This window comes from Maribacter halichondriae, assembly GCF_027474825.1.
In the GTDB taxonomy this organism is placed as follows: domain Bacteria; phylum Bacteroidota; class Bacteroidia; order Flavobacteriales; family Flavobacteriaceae; genus Meishania; species Meishania halichondriae.
The window spans coordinates 2772642-2795337 of record NZ_CP107030.1 but is presented as its reverse complement, the minus strand read 5'-3'; the positions used below and the strand labels follow the sequence as shown (position 1 = coordinate 2795337).

The following is a 22696-nucleotide window of genomic DNA, read 5'->3' as shown; positions in this document are numbered from 1 at the left end:
GGTTTTCTAGAATTCGATTTTTATTCTTTAGAATGGTATAGCGGGAAATGGTGGGAATCTTATTCGTCAAAACAACCCTGGTTGTGTGCCACCTTTGATTCTTCCTAAATGTTTGTAGGCCAGCTCGGTAACTTCCCTACCCCTTGGTGTACGCATGATAAAACCTTGCTGAATCAAGAAAGGTTCGTAGACTTCTTCAATGGTTTCGGCACTTTCGGAAACCGCAGTAGCAATCGTGGTAATTCCTACGGGGCCACCTTTGAACTTATCAATCAGGGTGGTCAAAATCTTATTGTCCATTTCATCCAACCCGTGCGCATCGACATGAAGGGCTTTTAGTCCGTATTTCGAAATTTCCAAATCGATATTCCCGGTTCCTTTTATCTGGGCAAAATCACGTACACGTCGCAAAAGTGCATTACAAATTCTTGGAGTTCCCCTGCTCCGCCCGGCAATTTCAATTGCCGCATCATTGGTAATAGGCACTTTCAAAATCTCTGAGCTACGTTGCACTATGGTAGAAAGCAGTTCAGTATCATAATATTCCAATCGGCTCGAAATTCCGAATCGAGCACGCATCGGCGCGGTCAATAATCCCGACCTCGTTGTAGCACCTATCAACGTAAACGGATTCAAATTAATCTGTACCGATCGTGCATTCGGGCCAGTTTCAATCATGATATCGATTTTATAATCTTCCATAGCCGAATAGAGATATTCTTCCACTATCGGACTCAACCGATGAATCTCATCAATAAACAGAACATCTCGTTCATCTAGATTGGTCAATAATCCGGCAAGGTCACCAGGTTTATCCAATACGGGGCCGGAGGTTACTTTAATTCCCACACCAAGCTCGTTGGCCAAAATATGGGCCAAGGTTGTTTTGCCCAATCCCGGAGGGCCATGAAACAACGTATGGTCCAAAGCTTCATCACGTTGGTTGGCAGCTTCTACGAAAACCTTCAGATTTTCCAAAACCTGTTCTTGCCCGGTAAAGTCATCAAATGAAATTGGTCGTAAGGCCCTTTCAATATCGATTTCCTCTGGGGAAAAATGTTCGCCAGTCGCGTCTAGATATTCGTTCATGAAATCAAAGATAGCAAATCAAACGCTTCCATCCCTTTTACCCAAATCTTGTGTTGACTCACATTTACCTTTTTAATTGCATGACAATTGTCATCTTTTTTGAAGTACATAATTATAACCTTTGTCTATATCGAAAAGAAAAGCACATAATTATAAAAACGAGAAACATGGCAGAAACATTCAACCTGAAACAATACGGTATAGAGACCGAAAAAATCTACCGAAACAGTAGTGTTCCCGTACTTTATGAACTAGGCCTACGCCTTGAAAAAGGCACTGCCATATCAGATGTCGGTGCCCTAATGACGTTTTCCGGTGAAAAAACCGGTAGAAGTCCGAAAGATAAACGGATTGTTAGACATCCCGACTCAGAAAAAAATATTGATTGGGGCGATATCAATATCGGTCTTGATGAACATACTTATATGGTCAACCATGAACGCGCCTTGGACTATCTAAATACCCGCGACCACCTTTTTGTCGTCGATGCCTATGCTGGCTGGGATCCTAAATATCGAATCAAAATAAGAATTATCTGTACCCGTGCCTACCATGCCCTTTTTATGCAGAATATGTTGATCATGCCTACCGTCGCCGAATTGGCCGATTTTGGTGAACCTGATTATGTGGTAATGAATGCGGGGGGCTTCCCAGCAAACCGATATACCTCTGAAATGACCTCTAAGACCAGTATCGACGTTAATTTGGAACGTAAGGAAATCGTGATTTTAGGCACCCAATATGCAGGCGAAATGAAGAAAGGCATCTTCGGTGTTATGAATTACCTTATGCCGCTTGAGAATGTAATGCCCATGCACTGTTCTGCCAACGTGGGTGAAAAGGGTGACGTTACCATTCTGTTCGGACTCTCCGGAACTGGAAAGACTACCTTGAGTGCCGACCCAAAGCGAAAACTTATCGGTGATGACGAACATTGTTGGACAGATGATGGTACTTTCAATATCGAAGGAGGTTGCTATGCCAAAGCCATTGACCTTTCTGCCGAAAATGAACCGGATATCTTCAATGCCATTCGATTTGGAACTGTGCTAGAGAATGTGGTCTATGATAAAGACTCTCGAAAAGTAGATTATACAGACGTTTCTATTACACAAAACACCAGGGCCTCATACCCTATCGATTTCATAGAAAACGTTCAGATACCCTGCATTGCCGGCCATCCTGAAAACATTATTTTCTTGACCTGTGATGCTTTTGGCGTTCTCCCCCGGTGAGTAAATTGACCCCCGAACAAGCCAGTTATCACTTTATTTCTGGTTATACCGCCAAAGTAGCCGGTACCGAGATGGGCGTTACAGAACCACAAGCCACCTTTAGCGCGTGTTTCGGAGCCGCCTTTATGATGTGGCATCCGAACCGATATGCCGAATTATTGGCGGAAAAGATAAAAACACACAAAGCAACGGCCTGGTTGGTGAATACTGGATGGAACGGAACCGGAAAACGTATGAAATTAAAGTATACCAGGGCCATGATCGATGCGATTCACAACCACGATTTTGACAATGTCGAATTTGTGACCGACGAAGAATTCGGTGTTCAGATTCCGACGAGCTGTCCGAATGTACCTGGGGAAGTACTGATTCCAAAGAATACTTGGGACGACAAGGCCAAGTATGCTCAGGTAAAGAACAAATTGGTTAGGTTGTTCAATGAAAACTTCGAGCAGTTCAAAGCCAATGTAAATCCAGAAATTATCGTAGCTGGGCCGAAAATAAAGGAGACTGCATAATAGCTTTGTAAATTATTATTTGATGAAAAATCCCCGTTGTATAGGTCAACGGGGATTTTTTATTTTGATTTTCCCTTCTAAGTTGTAATTTCAATGCATGCAAAAGAACAAGTACTCCTCCGGTATTCTTCAATATATTCCTTTTTTCTATGTTATCTGGTCCGATGATTTGGTAACCGCTTCAGAACTCAATGTCGTTCAAAAAGCGATTGACCAAGACGACAGTCTTTCCCAAGAAGAGCAAAAAACACTTGTATCATGGTTAAATCCCAAAAACCCTCCCTCTGACAAAGAGTTAAAGGCTTGGAACCAAATAGTCTCGAATTCTGAGGTAAAGCTTATTGAGAGCGAAACATATCCGCTGGCCACTTTTAGCCAGAAAGTTGTATGTGAATACTTCGATGTTTGTCCGTTTAACGATAGTTTGAAAGATATCGAGGTAAACTTGGGTATACAGCCCAATCATTACAATCATCTTTTCGATGTGGAGGTTATACATGAAAGCACATCTGATTTTTATGATGCTTCAGAAATCGATATAATTTTAAAAGGAGGACATGCCGAGGTCGTAGATACCTTTAGGGATATTTTAAAGGATAAAATATTTGAGTGGGATATCCATCGGAACAAAGAAGAATTTCGGGAAGTCGTTCTCGACCAAGTCAAATTTCTGGCGGAAAGAGGTTACGGGGCTATGGCCTACCCGGAAGCCTATGGAGGAACCGGAGATATGGAAGGCTACGCGTATATGTTTGAAAATATGATCTACGTCGATGGCAGCCTGACCATAAAGTTCGGAGTTCAGTTCGGACTTTTCGGAGGAAGCATTCAAAAATTGGGCACCAAAAAACATCACGATGCCTATTTAAATGAAACGGGGGCTGCTAAATTATTGGGCTGCTTCGCCATGACCGAAACGGGTCATGGATCCAATGTAAGGGGCATCAAAACGACTGCAACCTATGACAAGGCCACGGACCGTATTATCATTCACACTCCCGGTAAAAATGATAATAAAGAATATATCGGCAACGCCTTGCATTCAAAAATGGCCTCGGTTTTCGCACAACTTATCGTCGACGGAAAGAATGAAGGGGTACATGCGATTTTAGTTCCGCTACGAGATGAAAACCACGAAGAACTTCCGGGAATTACGGTTGAAGACAATGGTTACAAATTAGGACTGAATGGTGTCGACAATGGTAAAATCTGGTTCAATCAAGTTTCAGTTCCAAGGGAAAATCTTTTGAATAAATATGGGTCCATCTATGATGATGGCTCGTATCATTCCGACATAAAAAACCCGAATAAAAGATTCTTTACGATGTTGGGCACTTTGGTTGGAGGGCGCATCTGTGTGGCACGTGCAGGATTGGGCGGAGCGAAAATGGCCTTGGCCGTAGCTATCAAACATGCGCTTAAAAGAAGGCAATTCAATGATAGTATCAAGATTCAAGAAGACCTTTTGATGGATTACCCTTCACATCAATTGCGTTTGACTCCTTTGGTTGCAAGTGCCTTTGTTTACGATGTGACATTGGCAAAAATGATGGAAGTTTATTGTGATGATTCACAACCGGATAAACGAAAAGTCGAGACCCAAGTCGCTGGGTTGAAATCCATAATCACATGGTACGCCAACAATACGATTCAAGAATGTCGTGAGGCCTGCGGCGGAAAAGGTTATCTAATCGAAAATCGCATTGCCGACCTCAAAGGCGACGTCGATATCTTTACCACTTTTGAAGGCGATAATACCGTTTTGTTACAATTGGCCGCGAAGGGAGTTCTTTCCGATTTCAAAGCTGAATTCAATAGTGCCGGGTTCGCCTCAGTTCTTAAAATATTAGGAATACAGATCAGTGATAAACTGACCACTATAAATCCTGTGTACTCAAATAAAGTGGATAAGGATCATTTGTACAATCCCAAATTCCACAAACATGCCTTTAACTATCGCACAAGACGATTGACCTATACTCTGGCCAGGCGTATTCGAGATTATATCAAAAAAGGAGTGCCATCTTATCAAGCTTTCCTAAAAGTACAGTCACATTTGCTGGCCTTGGGAAAAGCGTATAGCCATGAGTTAGCCTACAACACCTATTGCGATTTTATCGAAGGTATCGAAGATGAAAAAAACAAATCGCTCTTTTTTAAATTAGGGACTCTTTATGCGCTCCATGAAATTCGAAAAGATGCAGCGTGGTATTTGGAACAGGGTTATATCGCAGGAACTAAATCAAAGGCCATTCGACAACGCGTAGAAAGACTTTGTACGGAACTTCGACCACATATTGGTGTTCTCGTGGACGGATTCGGTATTCCTGAACATTGTATGAGTGCTCCTATAGCTGAATAAAGTTCAAACTAAAAAGATTGATTTGTAGTATCAGCGTCCAACTAAGTTATTTCTCCCGATGTAATTGCGAAGTATCTAAAAAATCGATGAGTACGATTTTAGCCGCTCCATAAAAGTAGGTCTTTGAAGACCCTCGAGAAGACAATTCAAAATCTTTATAGGCATTAATACGCGCGTTAGGTGATTCTTCGAGGGTGGCAAAAACGGAAGCAGCTTCCAATTTTTCTGCCTTAAGGTTTGCGTTTCCATATAGGTTTATAGTGAAGGTATCGGCCGTACCCTCAAATTTTGCCGAGGCATTTTCGCTCATCTTTAAAACACTCGAATCACTGACGGCATAAATACCCACATCGATACGGTCTTTAAGAACCATACTCAAGGAGTCACTATCGATATTGAAATCTCCCGAACTATTTCCTTCCATATTGAGGCTTACAAATGGCGCATTTGCATTAAGCTGTAGTTTAGAACTTCCGAAAGTGTTGACATAAAGTTGCTCACTTGATACGATATCTTTCATCTCTATACGCCCATCTTGCATGGTAAGGGCCTCGATATAATTGTAATTTACGGTTATTCCGAGTTTCTTCTTTGCAGTTATTTTATAATACGAACTAATGACCAAAATGCTATCTTCTACTTCAAACTTTAGCACATCGATAAGGTTGTCATCTGCTGTAATCGAGTAGCCTTCACTAGAGGCTTTTTGTAATGTTATATCGAGATCGTCCCTTAGTTCTATTGCACTAAAGGGTGGAAGTTCTTCACGTACCTCAATGACACTTTTGTTTCCTTTTATTTTGGGTTTGCGCTGACCGAAAGCCTGAAAGCAAAAAATAACAGCGATAAAAATGGCAATGTTCTTCATGTTGTATTCTTGATTTTTAACGGAACCGTTATATTAGGGTGAGCATTTTTTTACGAATCCAAAACCGTCCCCAACAATTAGATTGTGCTCGCTAGATTGCAGAAGCAGACCCAGAATGACGTCCACAAATAGTGCAGTCCCAGATTAAATATATCAAAAAAAATGCCCAACTGTTATTGTCGGGCATTTATTTAAAAATATTTTATCCTTTAATGCTGTAATTCTTCTTCATCTTCCTGCAGCGGAACGGTCTGCGGGACAAAATCCTGACCGGGAATTACATATTCCCCGTTCTCATCGGTCTTACTGTAGTCGTAAGGCCAGCGGTGTACATGTGGTATGGGTCCGTCCCAGTTGCCATGAATGTGCTTGACTTCAGCCGTCCACTCTAAAGTAGTGGCTTTCCAAGGGTTCTTTGGTCCTTTTTTGCCATAGAAAATACTGCTGATAAAGTTATAGGCAAATACCAATTGCGCTCCCGCAGTAATTAGGGCGAATACCGTCATTAATACCTGAATGTTGGTCATTTCGTCGAACATCGGAAAAGCGGTATTCTCATAATATCGTCTCGGTACACCTGCCATTCCAATAAAATGCATGGGGAAGAATATACCATACGAACCCACTGCGGTAATCCAAAAATGGACGTAACCCAAATTTTTGTTCATCATCTTGCCCTCGAACATTTTCGGGAACCAATGGTACACTCCGGCAAAAAGTCCGTAGAGTGCCGATATACCCATTACCAAGTGGAAATGTGCTACCACAAAATACGTATCGTGAACATTGATATCCAAGGCACTGTCACCCAAAATGATACCCGTTAGACCCCCAGTAATAAAAGTAGATACCATAGCGATCGAAAACAGCATGCCCGGGTTCATTTGTAGGTTTCCCTTCCATAAGGTGGTTATCCAGTTAAATGCCTTTACCGCTGAAGGAATAGCAATCAATAATGTGGTAAATGTAAATACCGATCCCAAGAAAGGGTTCATTCCAGAAATGAACATATGGTGCCCCCAAACTATCGTCGATAAAAATGCAATGGCCAAAATGGAAGCGATCATCGCACGATACCCGAAAATAGGCTTACGTGAATTTACCGACATTACCTCGGAAACGATTCCCATGGCAGGCAGTATTACAATATATACTTCAGGATGGCCCAAGAACCAGAATAGATGCTCATAAAGTACCGGTGAACCGCCTTGATAATGCAAGACTTCCCCTTGGATAAAGATATCGGATAAGAAAAAGGATGTTCCGAAACTTCTGTCCATAATCAACAACAAGGCTGCGGACAATAATACCGGGAACGAAATAACGCCAATAATAGCAGTTACAAAAAATGCCCAAATAGTCAAGGGCAAGCGTGTCATTGACATGCCCTTCGTTCTAAGGTTGATGACCGTAACAATGAAGTTCAAAGATCCTAACAACGAAGAGGCAATAAAAATGGCCATTGAAACCAACCAGAGTGTCATACCCATACCAGAACCCGATTGAGCCATAGGAAGCGCACTAAGCGGTGGATATATGGTCCATCCCGCAGAAGCGGGACCCGCTTCCACGAACAGTGAAATCAACATAATAACACTCGATATGAAAAACATCCAATACGAAAGCATATTCAAAAACCCGGATGCCATATCCCTGGCCCCGATCTGTAACGGAATCAAGAGGTTGCTAAAGGTACCACTTAAGCCTGCCGTCAGCACAAAGAATACCATAATCGTACCATGAATGGTAACCAATGACAAATAGATATCTGCATCCATCACGCCATCAGGAGCCCATTTTCCCAACAAAGTTTCGAAAATCGGGAATGCCTCACCTGGCCATGCCAGTTGCATTCTGAACATGAGTGACATGGCAATACCAATAAAACCCATTACCATAACGCCTGTTATAAAATACTGCTTCGAGATCATTTTGTGATCTGTACTAAAAATGTATTTAGTTACAAAGGTCTGCTTGTGATGGTGGTGCCCGTCATCATGGCCGTGATCATCTCCGTGTTCGTGTCCTATAGCTGACATAAATAAATGCTTTAAAATATTAAATTTTCTTTTTACAGCTCGTTATTGCATCGATGCCATTGTCTGACCAAACGTCCGTTGGGTCTTCATCCACTCGTTATATTCTTCCTCTGTCTCCACAATAATCTTCATCTGCATGTTATAATGCGACTTTCCACAAATTTTGTTGCAGAGCAAGATATAGTCATATTCCCATGGGTCTGAATTCGGTTCACCATTGGCAGCCCTTTCAGCCCTGATCTTGTTCGTTCGTTCTACTTTATCAATTACATCAGGGTTTTGCCTTATTTCTGCAGTAGTGGTAATCGGAGTAAAGGAAAACTCGGTAGTCATACCAGGAACGCAGTTCATCTGGGCCCTGAAATGGGGGAAATACGCCGAGTGCAATACATCTTGCGAACGAAACTTGAAGTTCACTTTTCTACCGACAGGAAGATGCAATTCTTTAACTATGACATCATCGGAGGCATAGGAGTCCCCTTCATCTAAACCTAGAACATTGGCTTTGTCAATATCGATCATACGCACATTGGCACCGCCAAGAACATTGTCAGCCCCACCATATCGAGCCGTCCAGTTGAACTGCTGAGCATAAAGCTCTACCACCAACGGATCGTCATCGTCATTAATATCCATAATATCGGTCCATGTGTAGAGGCCCCATAAAATAAGTCCTGCAAGAACGATAACGGGTATTATGGTCCAAATGGCTTCAAGCATATTGTTATCGGCGAAAAACAAAGCCTTTTTTCCTTTTTTACCTTTATACTTATACGCATAATAATGTAATAAGAATTGAGTAATCGTCTGGACTATAAATATAATCACAAATGACCATAACATCAAGGAATCATACTCTGCACCATGTGCGGAAGACGATTCGGGCAAAAGGAATTTACCGTATTTCCAAAAACTGAAAATCGTTATCCCGTAGATGAACACCAGAAAGACCAACATAAGATATCCGTTGTTCTTGTTATCCTTGTCGTTCGCAATCTGCGCCGTTTCCGTTCTAAGCTGACTGAGTTCGAATATTTTGGTCATCTGCCAAATTGCGACGGCCACCAGTATCAAAACGGTTAAAGTTAATAATGTAGTCATTGTATGATTTAATATTATACTTTACTTACTAATAATGAAAATGACGGCTCTCCTCGATAAAGGGATTCCGTTTGGGCTGCAAAGGTGCACTTGAAAGGGCCCTAAATACCCAGAAAATAAAGAATCCTGCAAAAAACAATACTGCACCTATCTCGGCCATTCCTATGTACCATTGGTCTCCAACCGTTGATGGCATGATTGCATTGAATATATCCATATAATGCCCTGCCAAAATTACGATTCCTGCCATGATAACGAACCAATTGATACGCTTGTAATCGCTATTCATCAATAAAAGCACGGGGAACAAAAAGTTCATCACTACCATTCCAAAAAATGGTAATTTATAGTCTTCTATTCGGGTTACGTAATACGTAACCTCTTCCGAATATTGGAATACCATATCAGCATAAATTGTGAGAACCATAGATACGTCCAAAATATACTGATACCGAACATAAATTTCGCCAAGTCATGAATGTGGCTGTCATTCACATCGGGCAAATGTCCCTTTGATTTCAAATAGATGGTTACCATTGCAATTACCGTGATGCCCGATACGAACATGCTGGCAAAAATATACCAACCAAAAAGTGTGCTGAACCAGTGTGGGTCTACGCTCATAATCCAATCCCAAGACATGATGGACTCGGATATCAAATAGAAGACCAAAAAGGCGGCCGATATTCTAAAGTTCAGTTTGAAATTCGAATTATCTCCAGACTCATCTTGTTGCAATGATAGCTTTCTGGAATATTCCCTATAGGCAATCCAGCCTCCTAAAAAGATGACGGCCCTTATTAAAAAGAAAGTTGGATTGAGATACCCTGCTTTTCCCTGTAGCAATTCGTCGTGTGCAACGACCTCGGGGTCCATCCATACAAACAGATGGTTCATGTGCATGACCGACAAGACCAACAGCACAAAAACCGCAATACCGCCTGGAACCAAGTAAGCCGTTATGCCCTCCATTACCCGAAATAGTAGTGGAGACCAACCTGCCTGAGCGGCCCGTTGAATAGCATAGAAGGCTAGAACCCCCAAAGCAATCATCATGAAAAAGAAGGCGGCAACATATAGTGCGGCCCAAGGTTTGTTCTGTAATTGGTGCAGTAGGTGCTCGTCGTGAGAGGCGTCATGCGTTGCTTCACCACTATGTTCACCGACCGCTCCATGGGATTGGTCGCCAACATGCGCGGCATCTTCGCCATGAGATTCACCATGACCATCGTCGTGGCTTGCCACTATGGCCTTCGCCTCTTCGACCGTACCCGGTGCGGATACGAATCCTCCGATTATACCCAAAGCTCCAACGACCATTAGAATAATGGAACCTATTTTCAACTTATTAGAAACCGTATACATAGCTCTGTTCTCTGTATTATTTTGTTAAGTCTTGTTTGAGTTTCATCACATATTCCGAAACCTGCCACATTTCTTCCGTATTCATTTGGGAGGCATATGAGCCCATGGAATTTAGACCATACTGCATTGTATGATAACTCGTTCCTACCGTAATGCTTCTCGCGGCATCAGCATAGCTTGGCACACCAAGTATTTTTTCGCGCTTCACCAAAGTACCTTGCCCAGCACCCTTGTCGCCATGACAAATAGCACAGTAAATCGTATACAAGGCTTGGCCCGAAGCTAGATTATCTTCCATTTGCAACGAATCTAGCGGACTCGGATTCAATCTTGCCAATTCTTTACCTTCAGGAGTGTTCTCAAATTCATAGGGCAACCAACCTCTCATAATCGTATTTTCAGCCGGCAACTTGGCCTCTTGATTGTTCGGTAAAAAATCGACCTCACCATACGTCTCGTAACCCACAGGTTCGTACATATTCGGCATGTATTGATAATTGGGTTCTTTTTTATCCGTGTTACACGAAGCAATCGTCAAAATCAGCCCAAAGACAACTATTATTTTTACAAAACTGTTCATATTCAATGAAGGTTTTTTCTGATACATTAATTTCAACGGCACCGGTATCCAACAACAAATTTGTAAGTTCCTTTTCATTGTCGTGCAACTCGATTTCCATAATAAAATGATCGTCGGTCGTTCTTACGTCCGGATTCTCAGCTTTTTTAAAAGGCCAAAGTCTACTTCTCAAATAAAACGTAATCACCATTAAATGCGCCGCAAAGAATACTGTCAATTCGAACATAATTGGCACAAAAGCCGGCATATTCTCTATATAACTGAAACTCGGTTTTCCACCGATATCTTGAGGCCAATCTTCAATCATAATGTAATTCATCATGACTATGGAGACCACCAAGCCCAAACATCCATACATAAAAGATGTGATGGCAATCCGTGTAGGGGCAAGCCCCATCGCCTTGTCCAAACCATGTACCGGAAATGGGCAAAACACTTCCTCGATATGATGTTTCTCCGCCTTTACTTTTTTGACCGCATGCATAAGCACGTCATCATCGTTGTAATATGCATGTATAACTTTAGATGCCATATCTTATTTCTTAGAATTTAAAATTCGAGCTTGCCCAGCCCAGTCATCGCGTTGTGCCCTACCGGGAAATGCTTCGGTAATAGAATCCAACAAATCGTATTCCTTAGCGGTCATTCGGCCTACTTGTGCAAAAGTGTAAATTCCTATTTGGTTCAATGTCTGTTCCATTTTTGGCCCGATGCCTTTTACTTTTTTCAAATCATCAGGTGTTTCCTTAGCGGAATCGAAGGTTCCAATGGAACTAAGAAGTTCATTAACGCCAAGTTTATCATCTTTAGCAGGAACAACTTCTCCCATAAGAACATCGTCGGTAATTATTTCTTTTTTAGGTTCCGCAACAATACCCTTCTTTTCAATAGTGTACAATGGCTGGCCCGCATCACGCAATTTCTTGTACCTCTCACCTGAGGACTTCAAAATGGATTTTACTTCGGCCTGAGCAATTACCGGGAAGGTTCTTGCATACAAGAGAAACAATACAAAGAAGAATCCTATGGTACCGATGAAAATTCCGATATCGACAAATGTTGGTGAGAACATCGTCCATGAAGAAGGAAGGTAATCTCTGTGAAGCGAAGTCACGATAATTACAAAACGTTCGAACCACATACCTATGTTTACCACAATCGAAATAAAGAACGAGAACATGATACTGGTACGCAATTTCTTGAACCACATGAACTGAGGCGAGAATACATTACAGGTCATCATTGACCAATAGGCCCACCAGTACGGTCCTGTTGCCCTATTCAAAAAGGCATATTGTTCATATTCAACCCCTGAATACCAAGCCATAAACAACTCAGTGATATAGGCACAACCTACAATAGATCCTGTCAACATGATGACTATATTCATCAATTCGATATGCTGTACGGTAATATAATTTTCTAAATGACATACTTTACGCATAATTATCAAAAGGGTATTCACCATAGCAAAACCTGAGAAAATCGCACCGGCAACAAAGTAGGGTGGAAAAATGGTAGTATGCCATCCGGGGATGACCGAGGTAGCAAAGTCGAAGGATACAATGGTGTGAACAGAAAGTACCAACGGAGTAGCTAGTCCGGCCAATACCAAGGAAACCTCCTCAAATCGCTGCCAATCTTTTGCGCGTCCACTCCATCCGAAGCTCAAAAGGCTATAAATTTTCTTTTGAAAAGGTCTTACCGCGCGATCTCGGATCATGGCAAAATCAGGCAACAAACCTGTCCACCAGAAAACCAGTGAAACGGACAGATAGGTCGATATCGCGAATACATCCCACAATAAAGGGGAATTAAAGTTGACCCAAAGCGAACCGAATTGGTTCGGGATAGGTAAAACCCAATAGGCCAACCAAGGGCGACCCATGTGAATGATCGGGAAAAGTCCAGCTTGAATCACCGAGAAAATGGTCATCGCCTCCGCAGAACGGTTGATGGCCATTCTCCATTTTTGTCTAAAGAGCAGGAGTACTGCTGAAATTAGTGTTCCTGCATGACCAATACCTACCCACCAAACGAAGTTGGTAATATCCCAGGCCCAGTTTACGGTCTTGTTAAGACCCCATGTACCGATACCTGTTGAAATCGTGTAGATAATACACCCAACGCCCCAAAGGAATGCTACCAACGCAATGGTAAAAACAATCCACCAGTGCTTATTGGCCTTACCTTCTACAGGAGCGGCAATATCCACGGTAACATCGTGGTAGCCTTTGTCTCCGATAACTAAGGGTTTTCGTATAGGTGCTTCGTAATGCGACGCCATAGACTTCTATTATAGTTACTTTCTAATTATATTTTTATGCTTCGTTAGTGTTTCTCACTTTTACATGATAGAATACATTGGGTTTTGTTCCCACACTCTCCAATAAATGGTACATCCTATCACTTTCTTTCAACTCGGCAATTTTACTTTCTTTATCATTAACATCTCCAAAAACGATGGCTCCGTTATTACATGCGGATGAACATGCGGTCTGGAATTCACCATCCTTAATCAATCGACCATCCCTTTTGGCATCCAAAATCGTTTTCTGTGTTTTTTGGATACACATCGAACATTTTTCGATAACCCCTCTTGAACGAACGTTCACATCAGGATTCAATACCATCTTGCCTAAATCATTGTTCATATGGAAATCGAACTCGTCATTATTGTTATAGAGGAACCAGTTAAATCGACGCACTTTGTACGGACAGTTGTTCGCACAATACCGCGTACCTACACATCGGTTGTATGCCATCTGATTTTGACCCTGACGACCGTGCGATGTTGCCGCAACCGGACAGACCGTTTCACACGGCGCATGGTTACAGTGCTGGCACATCACAGGTTGAAAAACCACTTGAGGATTGGCCGCTGGATGCTCCAACTCACCAAACCCACCCAAAGAACCCTTCTCTCCAGAAAGACCATCAAATTCATCTTTTTTGGTATTATCCCCTTCAAATGTTTCTTCGGAGGAATAATATCTATCGATACGCAACCAGTGCATATCCCTACTTTTTCGTACCTCTTGTTTTCCGACCACCGGAACGTTGTTCTCGGCATGACAGGCAATAATGCAAGCACCGCAACCCGTACAGGCATTCAAATCGATGGACATATTAAAATGATGCCCGATTGAGCGATCAAAACTATCCCAAAGGTCTACCGTTGTGGCAGGAACTTCTTGATGGTTTAAAGACACCATAGGAACTTCGTTCCATTCCGAATGATCTTTGGTATTGAATATTTCTAGAGTGGTCTCTTTAATAATATCGCCCCTACCCATCAATGTCTTATGTAGCTGAACACAAGCAAATTCATGCTCCCCGGCAGATTTTTCTATTGTTGCAGATTGAATACTATTGAATCCTTGATATAATAAAAAGGCGTTCACACCGGTCTGCATTTCCGACTTCATTCCGACTTTCTTGCCATAACCGAATGAAAGACCTATAGACCCGTTTGCTTGACCCGGTTGAACGATAACAGGAACATTGTCAATCGTCACGCCATTCACTGTAATTTTCGCATAACTACCATTCATGCCACCATTGGCAACATTCCAATTTTCAAGTCCCAATTTTTCTGAATCTGCTCTTGAAACAATAACATAATTGTCCCAAGTTACACGGGTAATCGGATCCGGAAACTCTTGTAACCATGGGTTGTTGGCTTGCTGACCATCGCCCATGCCTACTTTGGAATACAGTGTCAATTCCATTCCGCCACCACTGGTAGCATTAGCCAAACTTTGAACCGAATTCGCTATTGAATTCGTAGTCGTTTCGGCAACTTCTTCCGTCTCATCCTCAGCTTCTTTATCGGCAATGACCGGAGCAGATATGGCCGGATCGGCCATTTCACTTTCCGAATCCATCGGCGCACTTGAACCAGAGAACACACCATCTTGCAAAGCCTGGCTCCAACTGCCTCCGTTCAAAACGAAAGTGTTCCAAGTCTCCTTGATATAATCGTAGTAGCTTTTGTCACTGCCCATCCATTGTAGCATCGCTCCTTGGAATTGTCTGGTATCGAACAATTCACGAATCGCGGGCTGCATCAAACTATAATGACCTTTTTTCAATTGGGTATCACCCCAAGATTCCAAATAATGATTGGCAGCGGCCGTGAACGTAGCAGCCTCTGTAGTCTCGTTCCAGTTCGTCGAAAATGCTACCGACAAATCAACCTTTTCCAGACCTTCCTTAAAATCGGAAGCGTTGGGAAGCGAATACATGGGGTTGACCCCATCCATCAATAACACCCCGACCTTATCGGCCTTCATATCAGCTACCAATTGGTTGACAGCTTTTGTATTACCTTGCCTTGTATATCTGGGTGCAGCGGCATCGAAGGCCGTACTACCTAACATTTCATTAATAGACAAAACTACCGCTTGGGCGTTTACGTCATCAATTCCGGTAACGACTACCGCTCCTGATTTGTTCGCTCCGATTTGCTTTACAATAACATCCAATGCTCTTTGTGCATATTCAGGTAACTCCCCACCGATACTTGTACCGTTCAACTTGGCATATAATTGCGCCAAAGCTACTTTCTGTTGCATCGGCGTCAAAGGAATTCTTTGGTCCGCATTGGCACCGGTCAAAGACATATTGGCCTCGAACTGCACATGTCGTGACATTTTACCGTTCTTTGGCACACGCCCTTTCGAATAGCTGCCATCATATCCACCACCTTGCCAATCTCCTAAGAAATCAGCTCCGAAAGAAACGATGAGTCCTGCCTTTTCAAAATCATAATCGGCTAAGGCACGTTCTCCGTATTGGTTTTCAAAAGCGGTCAGGGCCGCATCTTCTGAAATAGCGTCATAGGTTATATGAGTAGCGGTCGGGTAAGCCTCCTTGAATTCCGCCATCAATCTTTTTGTCGACGGACTCGCATAGGTCTGTGTCAATATGGCGATTTGTTTTCCTGAATTACTTGCCGTTCCTAATTGGGCACGTACCCGGGTATCTAAAGTATCCCAATCCACAGGTTCTCCGCCCGATACCGGACCTTGCAAACGCGTTGAATCATATAGCGAAAGTACAGAAGCCTGTACTCGTGCATTGGCACCTCCGCCTACTTTTACATCGGTATTATTTTCGATTTTTATAGGTCTTCCTTCACGTGTTTTTACCAAGATACTGGCAAAATCAAATCCGTTGGCAATGGTAGTCGCGTAGTAATTTGCTACCCCAGGAATAATGTTCTCAGGTTGTACAACATACGGTATGGACTTAATCACAGGGCCTTCACAGGCCGCCATTGCAGCCGCAGCAGTACTGAAACCGACATACTTCAAAAAGTCCCTTCGATTGGTACTACTTGATGACAAACCTTCTTTGTCACCCAAAAATTCATCCACTGGAATTTCTTCGACAAATTCGTTCTGCTTTAGCGTCTCAACAATGGAATCGTTAGGGTTTAACTCCGCTTCGCTCTTCCAATATTTTTTATTCGATGCCATACGTATATCTCTGTAATTAGCTGCTTAATAGTTTAATAGTGGCACTTTCCACATTCAAGGCCACCCATTTGTGCCGCGGTCAAATTCTCAACTCCATATTTCTTGGAAAGCTCTGCATGAATTTTTTCATAATATTCGTTGCCTTCGACTTTCACATTGGTTTCTCGGTGGCAATTGATACACCAACCCATGGTCAACGGAGAATATTGGTACATAATTTCCATTTCCTCAACAGGACCGTGACAGGTTTGACATTCGATACCCGCTACCGAAACATGTTGCGAATGATTGAAATAAGCAAAGTCGGGAAGGTTATGAATTCGAACCCACTCTACTGGCTGAGACTCCCCAGTGTATTTCTGATTCTCTTCATCCCACCCAACGGCTTTGTACAATTTCTTGATTTCACCAGTATAGAATTCATTGGTATACCCGTTGGCTAAATCTTCACTACTTGGCCCTTCAGGATTGCCCTTATATTCATAAATAGACTTATGACAATTCATACAAACATTCAAAGAAGGTATACCCGAGTGTTTTGAAACCCTCGCCGAAGAGTGGCAATACTTACATTCGATTTTATTGTCACCCGCATGTACTTTATGAGAATAGTGGATAGGCTGTATTGGCTGATACCCTTGATCGATACCTATTTGCATCATCCATCCGTAGGCAAAATAAGCACTTCCCAAAAGCAAAAATATGGCCGTAACAAGCACCAAAAATTGATTTTTGGCAAAAGCCTTCCAAATAGGAGTGCGTTTACCCACTTCCTTTTCCACCTCTACCCCATTGGCCTCCATGACCCTTCTCAATGTTTTGTTGACAGAGAAAAGCATAAAAATCAGTAACGCGAACACTAAGGCCAAGGCCCCCAGAATGAGTTCGTTCGAAATTCCCGATGATTTTGAAGCATCTCCTCCACCTGAGTCCGAAGTGGCGGCCTGGGCTGCAGGTGCAGCTGCAGGTGCTGCCGTATACGCTAAAATATCATCAATATCCCCGTCAGAAAGTGTCGGGAAAGCGGTCATCGCCGCCTGATTGTACTCGTTGTAGATTTTGACGGCATAGGCATCGCCCGATTTAATCATTGCTGGACTATTCTTTATCCAAGCATATAACCAGGCCTTGTCCAAACCTTCTTCCTCGGCAAGACGACTTTCTACATTTGCCAGTGCCGGGCCTGTCATTTTTCGATCCATGGCATGACAAGCGGCACAATTTTGATTGAAAAGTGCCTTCCCGTTCACAGGATCACCCTCACCCGCATCTGAAACAGCGGTCTCGACTATATCGATCATTTCATCTGTGGCCTCTTCTTGCGCAATAAGAGAATGTGAAAAAAATAGGATTACTAATAAACTGATACCTAAAACTTTGGCTAGTTGATCGCGGTATGTAACCTTTTTCATATATAGAATATTTCAATCGAAATCTTGGCACGATAATTCCTATATAAAGGATGAAAGTAGTCTTTATCGACACCTAAATTGACCGCAAAAATACGACATAGACTTTATTTGGAAAATGTTAACGGATTTATAATTTATAATTTATAATTGTTCTAAATAAATGAGATTTTGATCCCTTTAGGGATTTAAAAATTACATTTGTACCATCCATTACCTTTAATAGAAAATTGTGATGAAAACATCCATTTATACACTGGTTATACTACTTGCCGTTACTTTCTCGTACGGCCAACAAGGTCAAGTAAACATTCAACAGGATACCAAAATTACCGACCTGCTCGAGATTTATAAATCAGCCAATTCAAACGCTGAATATTATAGAATCCAAGTGGGTTTCGGGCCGCTTTCGAAAGCAGAAAGAATAAAATCGGAAGTGGAAATAGATTTCCCTAATCTTCCAACAAAAATCGATTTTGACTCACCTACATATCGTGTAAGAATCGGTCGATTCAAAGACAAACTGGATGCTGAACGAAAGTTTATGGAAGTACGGGTAAAATATCCTGACGCAATGCTTTTAAAACCAAAAAAATCGACCAAATAGGTCGATTTTTTTAGCTATTCGATAGCGTTTTAATAAACCCCATCTATTTTGCTTTTGACTTCAACTTCTTTTTCACGGCAACCTCTTGGAAAGCCTCAACGATATCACTTTCCTGAATGTCGTTGTAATTCTTGATCTGAAGTCCACAATCATAACCTTTTGCCACTTCCTTGACATCGTCTTTGAAACGCTTCAGCGATGAAAGTTCTCCGGTATAGATGACAACACCATCCCGTATCAATCGAATATTTGAGTTTCTGAATATTTTTCCACTAGTTACCATACATCCTGCAATGGTACCGATTTTTGAAATTTTGAAGGTTTCGCGTATTTCGGCAGTGCCCGTAATCTCCTCCTTGATTTCTGGGGAGAGCATTCCCTCCATGGCATCTTTGAGATCATTAATGGCATCGTAGATGATGGAATACATGCGGATATCGATTTCCTCTTTATCGGCAACCGTTCTCGCATTACCCATAGGTCTCACATTAAACCCGATGATTACCGCATCGGAAGCGGAGGCCAACAATACATCGGACTCTGTAATCGGTCCGACCGCTTTATGAATGATATTCACCTGAATCTCATCGGTTGACAATTGTTGGAACGAATCGGTCAAAGCCTCTACGGAACCATCCACATCACCTTTAAGAATGATATTCAGCTCTTTAAAGTCGCCCAAGGCGATACGTCTTCCAATTTCATCAAGCGTTATATGCCGCTGCGTTCTAACGGACTGTTCGCGTTGTAACTGAGACCTGCGGTTCGCAATGCCTTTTGCTTCACGCTCATCTTCCATGACGTTGAACTTGTCACCAGCTTGTGGCGCGCCGTCAAGACCTAAAATCGAGATGGGCGAAGAAGGCCCGACTTTTTCGACAATTTTTCCGCGTTCGTCTTGCATGGCCTTAATCTTACCGCTACACGTTCCTGCTAATACATAATCCCCGATTTTCAAGGTTCCCGCTTGTACCAATATCGTGGAAACATATCCTTTTCCTTTGTCCAAGAATGCCTCTACTACGGTTCCACTGGCCAATTTATTTGGATTGGCTTTTAATTCTAAAAGTTCGGCCTCCAATAATACTTTTTCCAACAATTCTTTAACTCCTTCACCCGTCTTTGCGGAAATGTCGTGCGATTGGATTTTTCCTCCCCAATCCTCGACCAAAAGGTTCATGTTGGCAAGCCCTTCTTTAATTTTATCCGGGTTGGCCGTCGGCCTATCAATTTTATTTATTGCAAAAACAATAGGCACACCTGCCGCCTGGGCATGGCTTATGGCCTCTTTGGTCTGCGGCATGATGTCATCATCCGCAGCAATGACTATGATCGCAATATCGGTCACCTGAGCCCCACGAGCACGCATCGCCGTAAAGGCTTCGTGACCCGGAGTATCCAAGAACGAGATTTTTTGTCCGTTTTCCAAGGTTACAGCGTAGGCACCGATATGCTGCGTGATTCCGCCGCTTTCTCCAGCGATTACATTTTCTTGACGAATATAGTCCAACAGCGATGTCTTACCATGGTCAACATGGCCCATAACGGTAACAATAGGTGCTCTTGGCTCCAAATCTTCAGGTGCATCTTCTTCTTCGATAATGCTTTCCTCGATATCGGCCGTTACGAATTCGACTTCATAGCCAAACTCATCGGCGACTATGGATAGCGTCTCGGCATCCAAACGTTGGTTCATGGTCACCATAATGCCCAGAGACATACAAGCCGAAATGATTTCGGTAGTCGGAACATCCATCATGGTCGCTACCTCGCTCGCCGTTACGAACTCTGTTACCTTTAAGATTTTACTCTCCAGTTCTTGTTGTTCAAGATCGGCCTCTGTCTGTTGACGGTGCTGATCTCTTTTGTCTCTTCTATATTTGGCGCCTTTCCCTTTTTTAGATTTTCCTTGAAGCTTTTCAAGTGTTTCACGAACCTGTTTTTGCACATCCTCTTCGGTAGGCTCTACCTTGTTGACGGTCGCAAAACGTTTTCCACCTTTTCTTGCATCGGAACCTGAGCCCCTTCTCGAGCTGTCGGTATTGCTGACAATTCGTTTTCTTCTTTTCTTACGGTCGTTGGTATCACCCGTCTTCGGCTCTTCTTTCTTCTTTTTGGGCTTTTGAAATTTGGAAAGGTCAATCTTGTCTCCTGCTATCGTTGGCCCTGAAAGCTTTTTATATTGTGTTTCTATTTTTTCTTTTGGGAGTTCTTCATCCGTTTTGGATGTTTCCTTTTTTACCTCATTTACCTCTTCTTTAGCAGGTTCTGTAGCTTTTGATTCTTTGACCGGAGTTTCCTCTAGTTTTTCCTCCTTCGCTTTAACGACTTCTTTCTTAGCGACTTCTTCTTTGGCTTTTTTCTTGGGATTAAGGTCTATTTTACCAATGGTTTTTGGCCCGCTCAATTCAGCTGCCTTGGCCTTTACGATTTCGGAAGCTGCGGAACGTTTTTCACGTGCCAAACGCCTTTCTTCCTGTTCTTGTTCCAACTGTAATCTTATGGCTTCCTTCTCCTTGCGTTTTTCCTCTCCGACCTCTTTTGATGCAACTTTCTTGCTCATATCGGTCTGGAACTCATCAAGCAGCACCTGATATACCTCATTGGAAATTTTGGTCGTCGGACGTGCATCCACATCGTGACCTATGGAGTTGAGAAAATCAACCGCCCTATCCAGAGAAATATTAAGTTCCCTTAAAACTTTATTAAGCCTTACCGTTGCATTATCTGCCATAAATACCGTTTCCTGTTCTTCGGAAATACATCAAAAATGAGTCGTTTCCTTGTTATTTGCTGCTAATATATAGCTAATCTTCTAATTCTTCTTTCAGTATACGTACAACTTCCACAATTGTTTCTTCTTCTAAATCGGTACGTTTTACCAGGTCGTCTACATCTTGTTCCAAGACACTACGTGCCGTATCCATACCGATCTTCTTGAATTCTTCGATAATCCATGCCTCGATTTCATCCGAGAATTCGGTCAATTCTACATCTTCTTCGACGCCTTCCCTAAAGACGTCTATCTCGTATCCGGTCAATTGGCCTGCCAATCGAATATTATGTCCGCCTCGTCCAATAGCTTTGGAGACCTCTTCTGGCTTTAAATAGACCTGCGCAGTCATTTTCTCATCGTTCAGTTTCACCGAGGTCACTCTCGCAGGACTCAATGCCCGGGTGACCATTAACTGTGGATTGGCCGTCCAATTAATTACGTCGATATTTTCATTGCCCAATTCTCGTACGATGCCGTGAATACGACTACCTTTCATACCCACACAGGCACCAACCGGGTCAATACGGTCATCATAAGAATCCACGGCAACCTTGGCTTTCTCCCCTGGTATACGCACTGCTTTCTTTATCGTAATCAACCCATCGAACACTTCGGGAATTTCTTGAAAGAACAATTGCTCTAAAAATTTGGGCGAGCTTCTTGACATGATAATGGTCGGCTTGCTTCCTTTTAATTCAACACTTTCAATGATACCACGAACATTATCTCCCTTTCGGAAAAAATCGGAAGGAATTTGACGGTCTTTCGGAAGTATAATCTCATTGCCCTCATCATCCAATAAGATAATGGCCTTGTGGCGAATATGATGTACCTCTGCGGTATATATTTCGCCCTCAAGATCTTTAAATTGTTTGTAAATAGTGGTATTATCGTGTTCATGGATTTTCGAAATCAAATTCTGACGAAGGGCTAAAATGGCCCTTCTTCCTAAATCGATTAATTTCACCTCTTCAGAAACGTCTTCCCCAACCTCAAAATCAGGCTCGATTTTACGCGCCTCAGATAATGAAATTTCTTCGTTGGGCTCCTCTACCTCGCCATCTTCAACTACAATCCTATTTCTCCAGATTTCCAAATCTCCTTTGTCTGGGTTGATGATAATATCAAAGTTATCATCGGATCCGAATTTTTTCTTAAGCGCATTCCGGAACACGTCTTCCAAAATCGCCATCAGCGTTACCCTGTCAATGAACTTGTCATCCTTAAATTCCGAGAAAGACTCGATCAACGCAATATTTTCCAT

At 42.4% G+C, this 22696-nt stretch carries 13 protein-coding genes and 2 pseudogenes; 3 read left to right on the top strand and 12 right to left on the bottom strand.

All coding sequences use genetic code 11. The features are described from left to right. Positions 1-66: 66 nt before the first annotated feature. Entirely contained in the window at positions 67-1089 is a 1023-nt protein-coding gene (gene ruvB, locus N8A86_RS12910; protein WP_273565771.1) for a Holliday junction branch migration DNA helicase RuvB, read from the bottom strand. A gap of 167 nt (positions 1090-1256) precedes the next feature. Between ruvB and pckA the strand changes: the two are divergent. After that, a pseudogene (pckA, locus tag N8A86_RS12905) lies at positions 1257-2842 on the top strand (phosphoenolpyruvate carboxykinase (ATP)). Positions 2843-2939: 97 nt separating this feature from the next. Next, positions 2940-5204: an acyl-CoA dehydrogenase family protein gene (locus tag N8A86_RS12900; protein ID WP_273565770.1), complete on the top strand. Its 2265-nt coding sequence runs from the start codon at positions 2940-2942 to the stop codon at positions 5202-5204. Positions 5205-5250: 46 nt separating this feature from the next. Here N8A86_RS12900 and N8A86_RS12895 read toward each other — a convergent pair whose 3' ends face one another. From N8A86_RS12895 to N8A86_RS12855, 9 genes and pseudogenes are all read right to left on the bottom strand, one after another. After that, positions 5251-6072 (bottom strand): GIN domain-containing protein, encoded by an 822-nt coding sequence (locus N8A86_RS12895; protein WP_273565769.1) that lies wholly within the window; start codon positions 6070-6072, stop codon positions 5251-5253. Between the two features lie 209 nt (positions 6073-6281). Further along, positions 6282-8111, bottom strand: a complete 1830-nt coding sequence (locus N8A86_RS12890; protein ID WP_273565768.1) for a cytochrome c oxidase subunit I — start codon at positions 8109-8111, stop codon at positions 6282-6284. Between the two features lie 42 nt (positions 8112-8153). Next, positions 8154-9212: a cytochrome c oxidase subunit II gene (locus N8A86_RS12885; RefSeq protein WP_273565767.1), complete on the bottom strand. Its 1059-nt coding sequence runs from the start codon at positions 9210-9212 to the stop codon at positions 8154-8156. Positions 9213-9240: 28 nt separating this feature from the next. After that, positions 9241-10577: pseudogene (locus N8A86_RS12880) on the bottom strand (quinol:cytochrome C oxidoreductase). 16 nt (positions 10578-10593) lie between these two features. Continuing rightward, positions 10594-11157 carry a c-type cytochrome gene (locus tag N8A86_RS12875; protein WP_273565766.1) on the bottom strand — a complete coding sequence of 188 codons (564 nt, stop codon included), beginning with the start codon at positions 11155-11157 and terminating at the stop codon, positions 10594-10596. Continuing rightward, positions 11096-11689: a DUF3341 domain-containing protein gene (locus N8A86_RS12870; RefSeq protein WP_273565765.1), complete on the bottom strand. Its 594-nt coding sequence runs from the start codon at positions 11687-11689 to the stop codon at positions 11096-11098. The genes N8A86_RS12875 and N8A86_RS12870 overlap by 62 nt, the downstream gene beginning before the upstream one ends. 3 nt (positions 11690-11692) lie before the next feature. Further along, a complete protein-coding gene (nrfD, locus tag N8A86_RS12865; protein WP_273565764.1) occupies positions 11693-13444 on the bottom strand; it encodes an NrfD/PsrC family molybdoenzyme membrane anchor subunit in 1752 nt (583 codons plus the stop codon). Positions 13445-13478: 34 nt separating this feature from the next. Continuing rightward, positions 13479-16640, bottom strand: coding sequence for a TAT-variant-translocated molybdopterin oxidoreductase (locus N8A86_RS12860; RefSeq protein ID WP_273565763.1), 3162 nt, complete (start codon positions 16638-16640; stop codon positions 13479-13481). 32 nt (positions 16641-16672) lie between these two features. Beyond that, complete coding sequence (locus tag N8A86_RS12855; protein WP_273565762.1) at positions 16673-18052, bottom strand: cytochrome c3 family protein; 1380 nt, start codon at positions 18050-18052, stop codon at positions 16673-16675. A gap of 232 nt (positions 18053-18284) precedes the next feature. Here N8A86_RS12855 and N8A86_RS12850 point away from each other — a divergent pair, with 232 nt between their 5' ends. Further along, positions 18285-18656 carry an SPOR domain-containing protein gene (locus tag N8A86_RS12850; protein ID WP_273565761.1) on the top strand — a complete coding sequence of 124 codons (372 nt, stop codon included), beginning with the start codon at positions 18285-18287 and terminating at the stop codon, positions 18654-18656. 43 nt (positions 18657-18699) lie between these two features. Here N8A86_RS12850 and infB read toward each other — a convergent pair whose 3' ends face one another. Both infB and nusA read right to left on the bottom strand, forming a co-directional pair. Next, entirely contained in the window at positions 18700-21390 is a 2691-nt protein-coding gene (gene infB / locus N8A86_RS12845) for a translation initiation factor IF-2 (protein WP_273565760.1), read from the bottom strand. Between the two features lie 73 nt (positions 21391-21463). Beyond that, complete coding sequence (gene nusA, locus N8A86_RS12840; protein WP_273565759.1) at positions 21464-22696, bottom strand: transcription termination factor NusA; 1233 nt, start codon at positions 22694-22696, stop codon at positions 21464-21466.

Bases quoted from the DNA above. Each gene is read 5' to 3' on its own strand.
- N8A86_RS12870 (WP_273565765.1), bottom strand. From the start codon at position 11,689: ATGGCATCTAAAGTTATACATGCATATTACAACGATGATGACGTGCTT.
- nusA (WP_273565759.1), bottom strand. From the start codon at position 22,696: ATGGAAAATATTGCGTTGATCGAGTCTTTCTCGGAATTTAAGGATGAC.
- nrfD (WP_273565764.1), bottom strand. From the start codon at position 13,444: ATGGCGTCGCATTACGAAGCACCTATACGAAAACCCTTAGTTATCGGA.
- N8A86_RS12855 (WP_273565762.1), bottom strand. From the start codon at position 18,052: ATGAAAAAGGTTACATACCGCGATCAACTAGCCAAAGTTTTAGGTATC.
- N8A86_RS12885 (WP_273565767.1), bottom strand. From the start codon at position 9,212: ATGACTACATTATTAACTTTAACCGTTTTGATACTGGTGGCCGTCGCA.
- N8A86_RS12850 (WP_273565761.1), top strand. From the start codon at position 18,285: ATGAAAACATCCATTTATACACTGGTTATACTACTTGCCGTTACTTTC.
- N8A86_RS12860 (WP_273565763.1), bottom strand. From the start codon at position 16,640: ATGGCATCGAATAAAAAATATTGGAAGAGCGAAGCGGAGTTAAACCCT.
- N8A86_RS12900 (WP_273565770.1), top strand. From the start codon at position 2,940: ATGCAAAAGAACAAGTACTCCTCCGGTATTCTTCAATATATTCCTTTT.
- N8A86_RS12895 (WP_273565769.1), bottom strand. From the start codon at position 6,072: ATGAAGAACATTGCCATTTTTATCGCTGTTATTTTTTGCTTTCAGGCT.
- ruvB (WP_273565771.1), bottom strand. From the start codon at position 1,089: ATGAACGAATATCTAGACGCGACTGGCGAACATTTTTCCCCAGAGGAA.
- N8A86_RS12875 (WP_273565766.1), bottom strand. From the start codon at position 11,157: ATGAACAGTTTTGTAAAAATAATAGTTGTCTTTGGGCTGATTTTGACG.
- infB (WP_273565760.1), bottom strand. From the start codon at position 21,390: ATGGCAGATAATGCAACGGTAAGGCTTAATAAAGTTTTAAGGGAACTT.
- N8A86_RS12890 (WP_273565768.1), bottom strand. From the start codon at position 8,111: ATGTCAGCTATAGGACACGAACACGGAGATGATCACGGCCATGATGAC.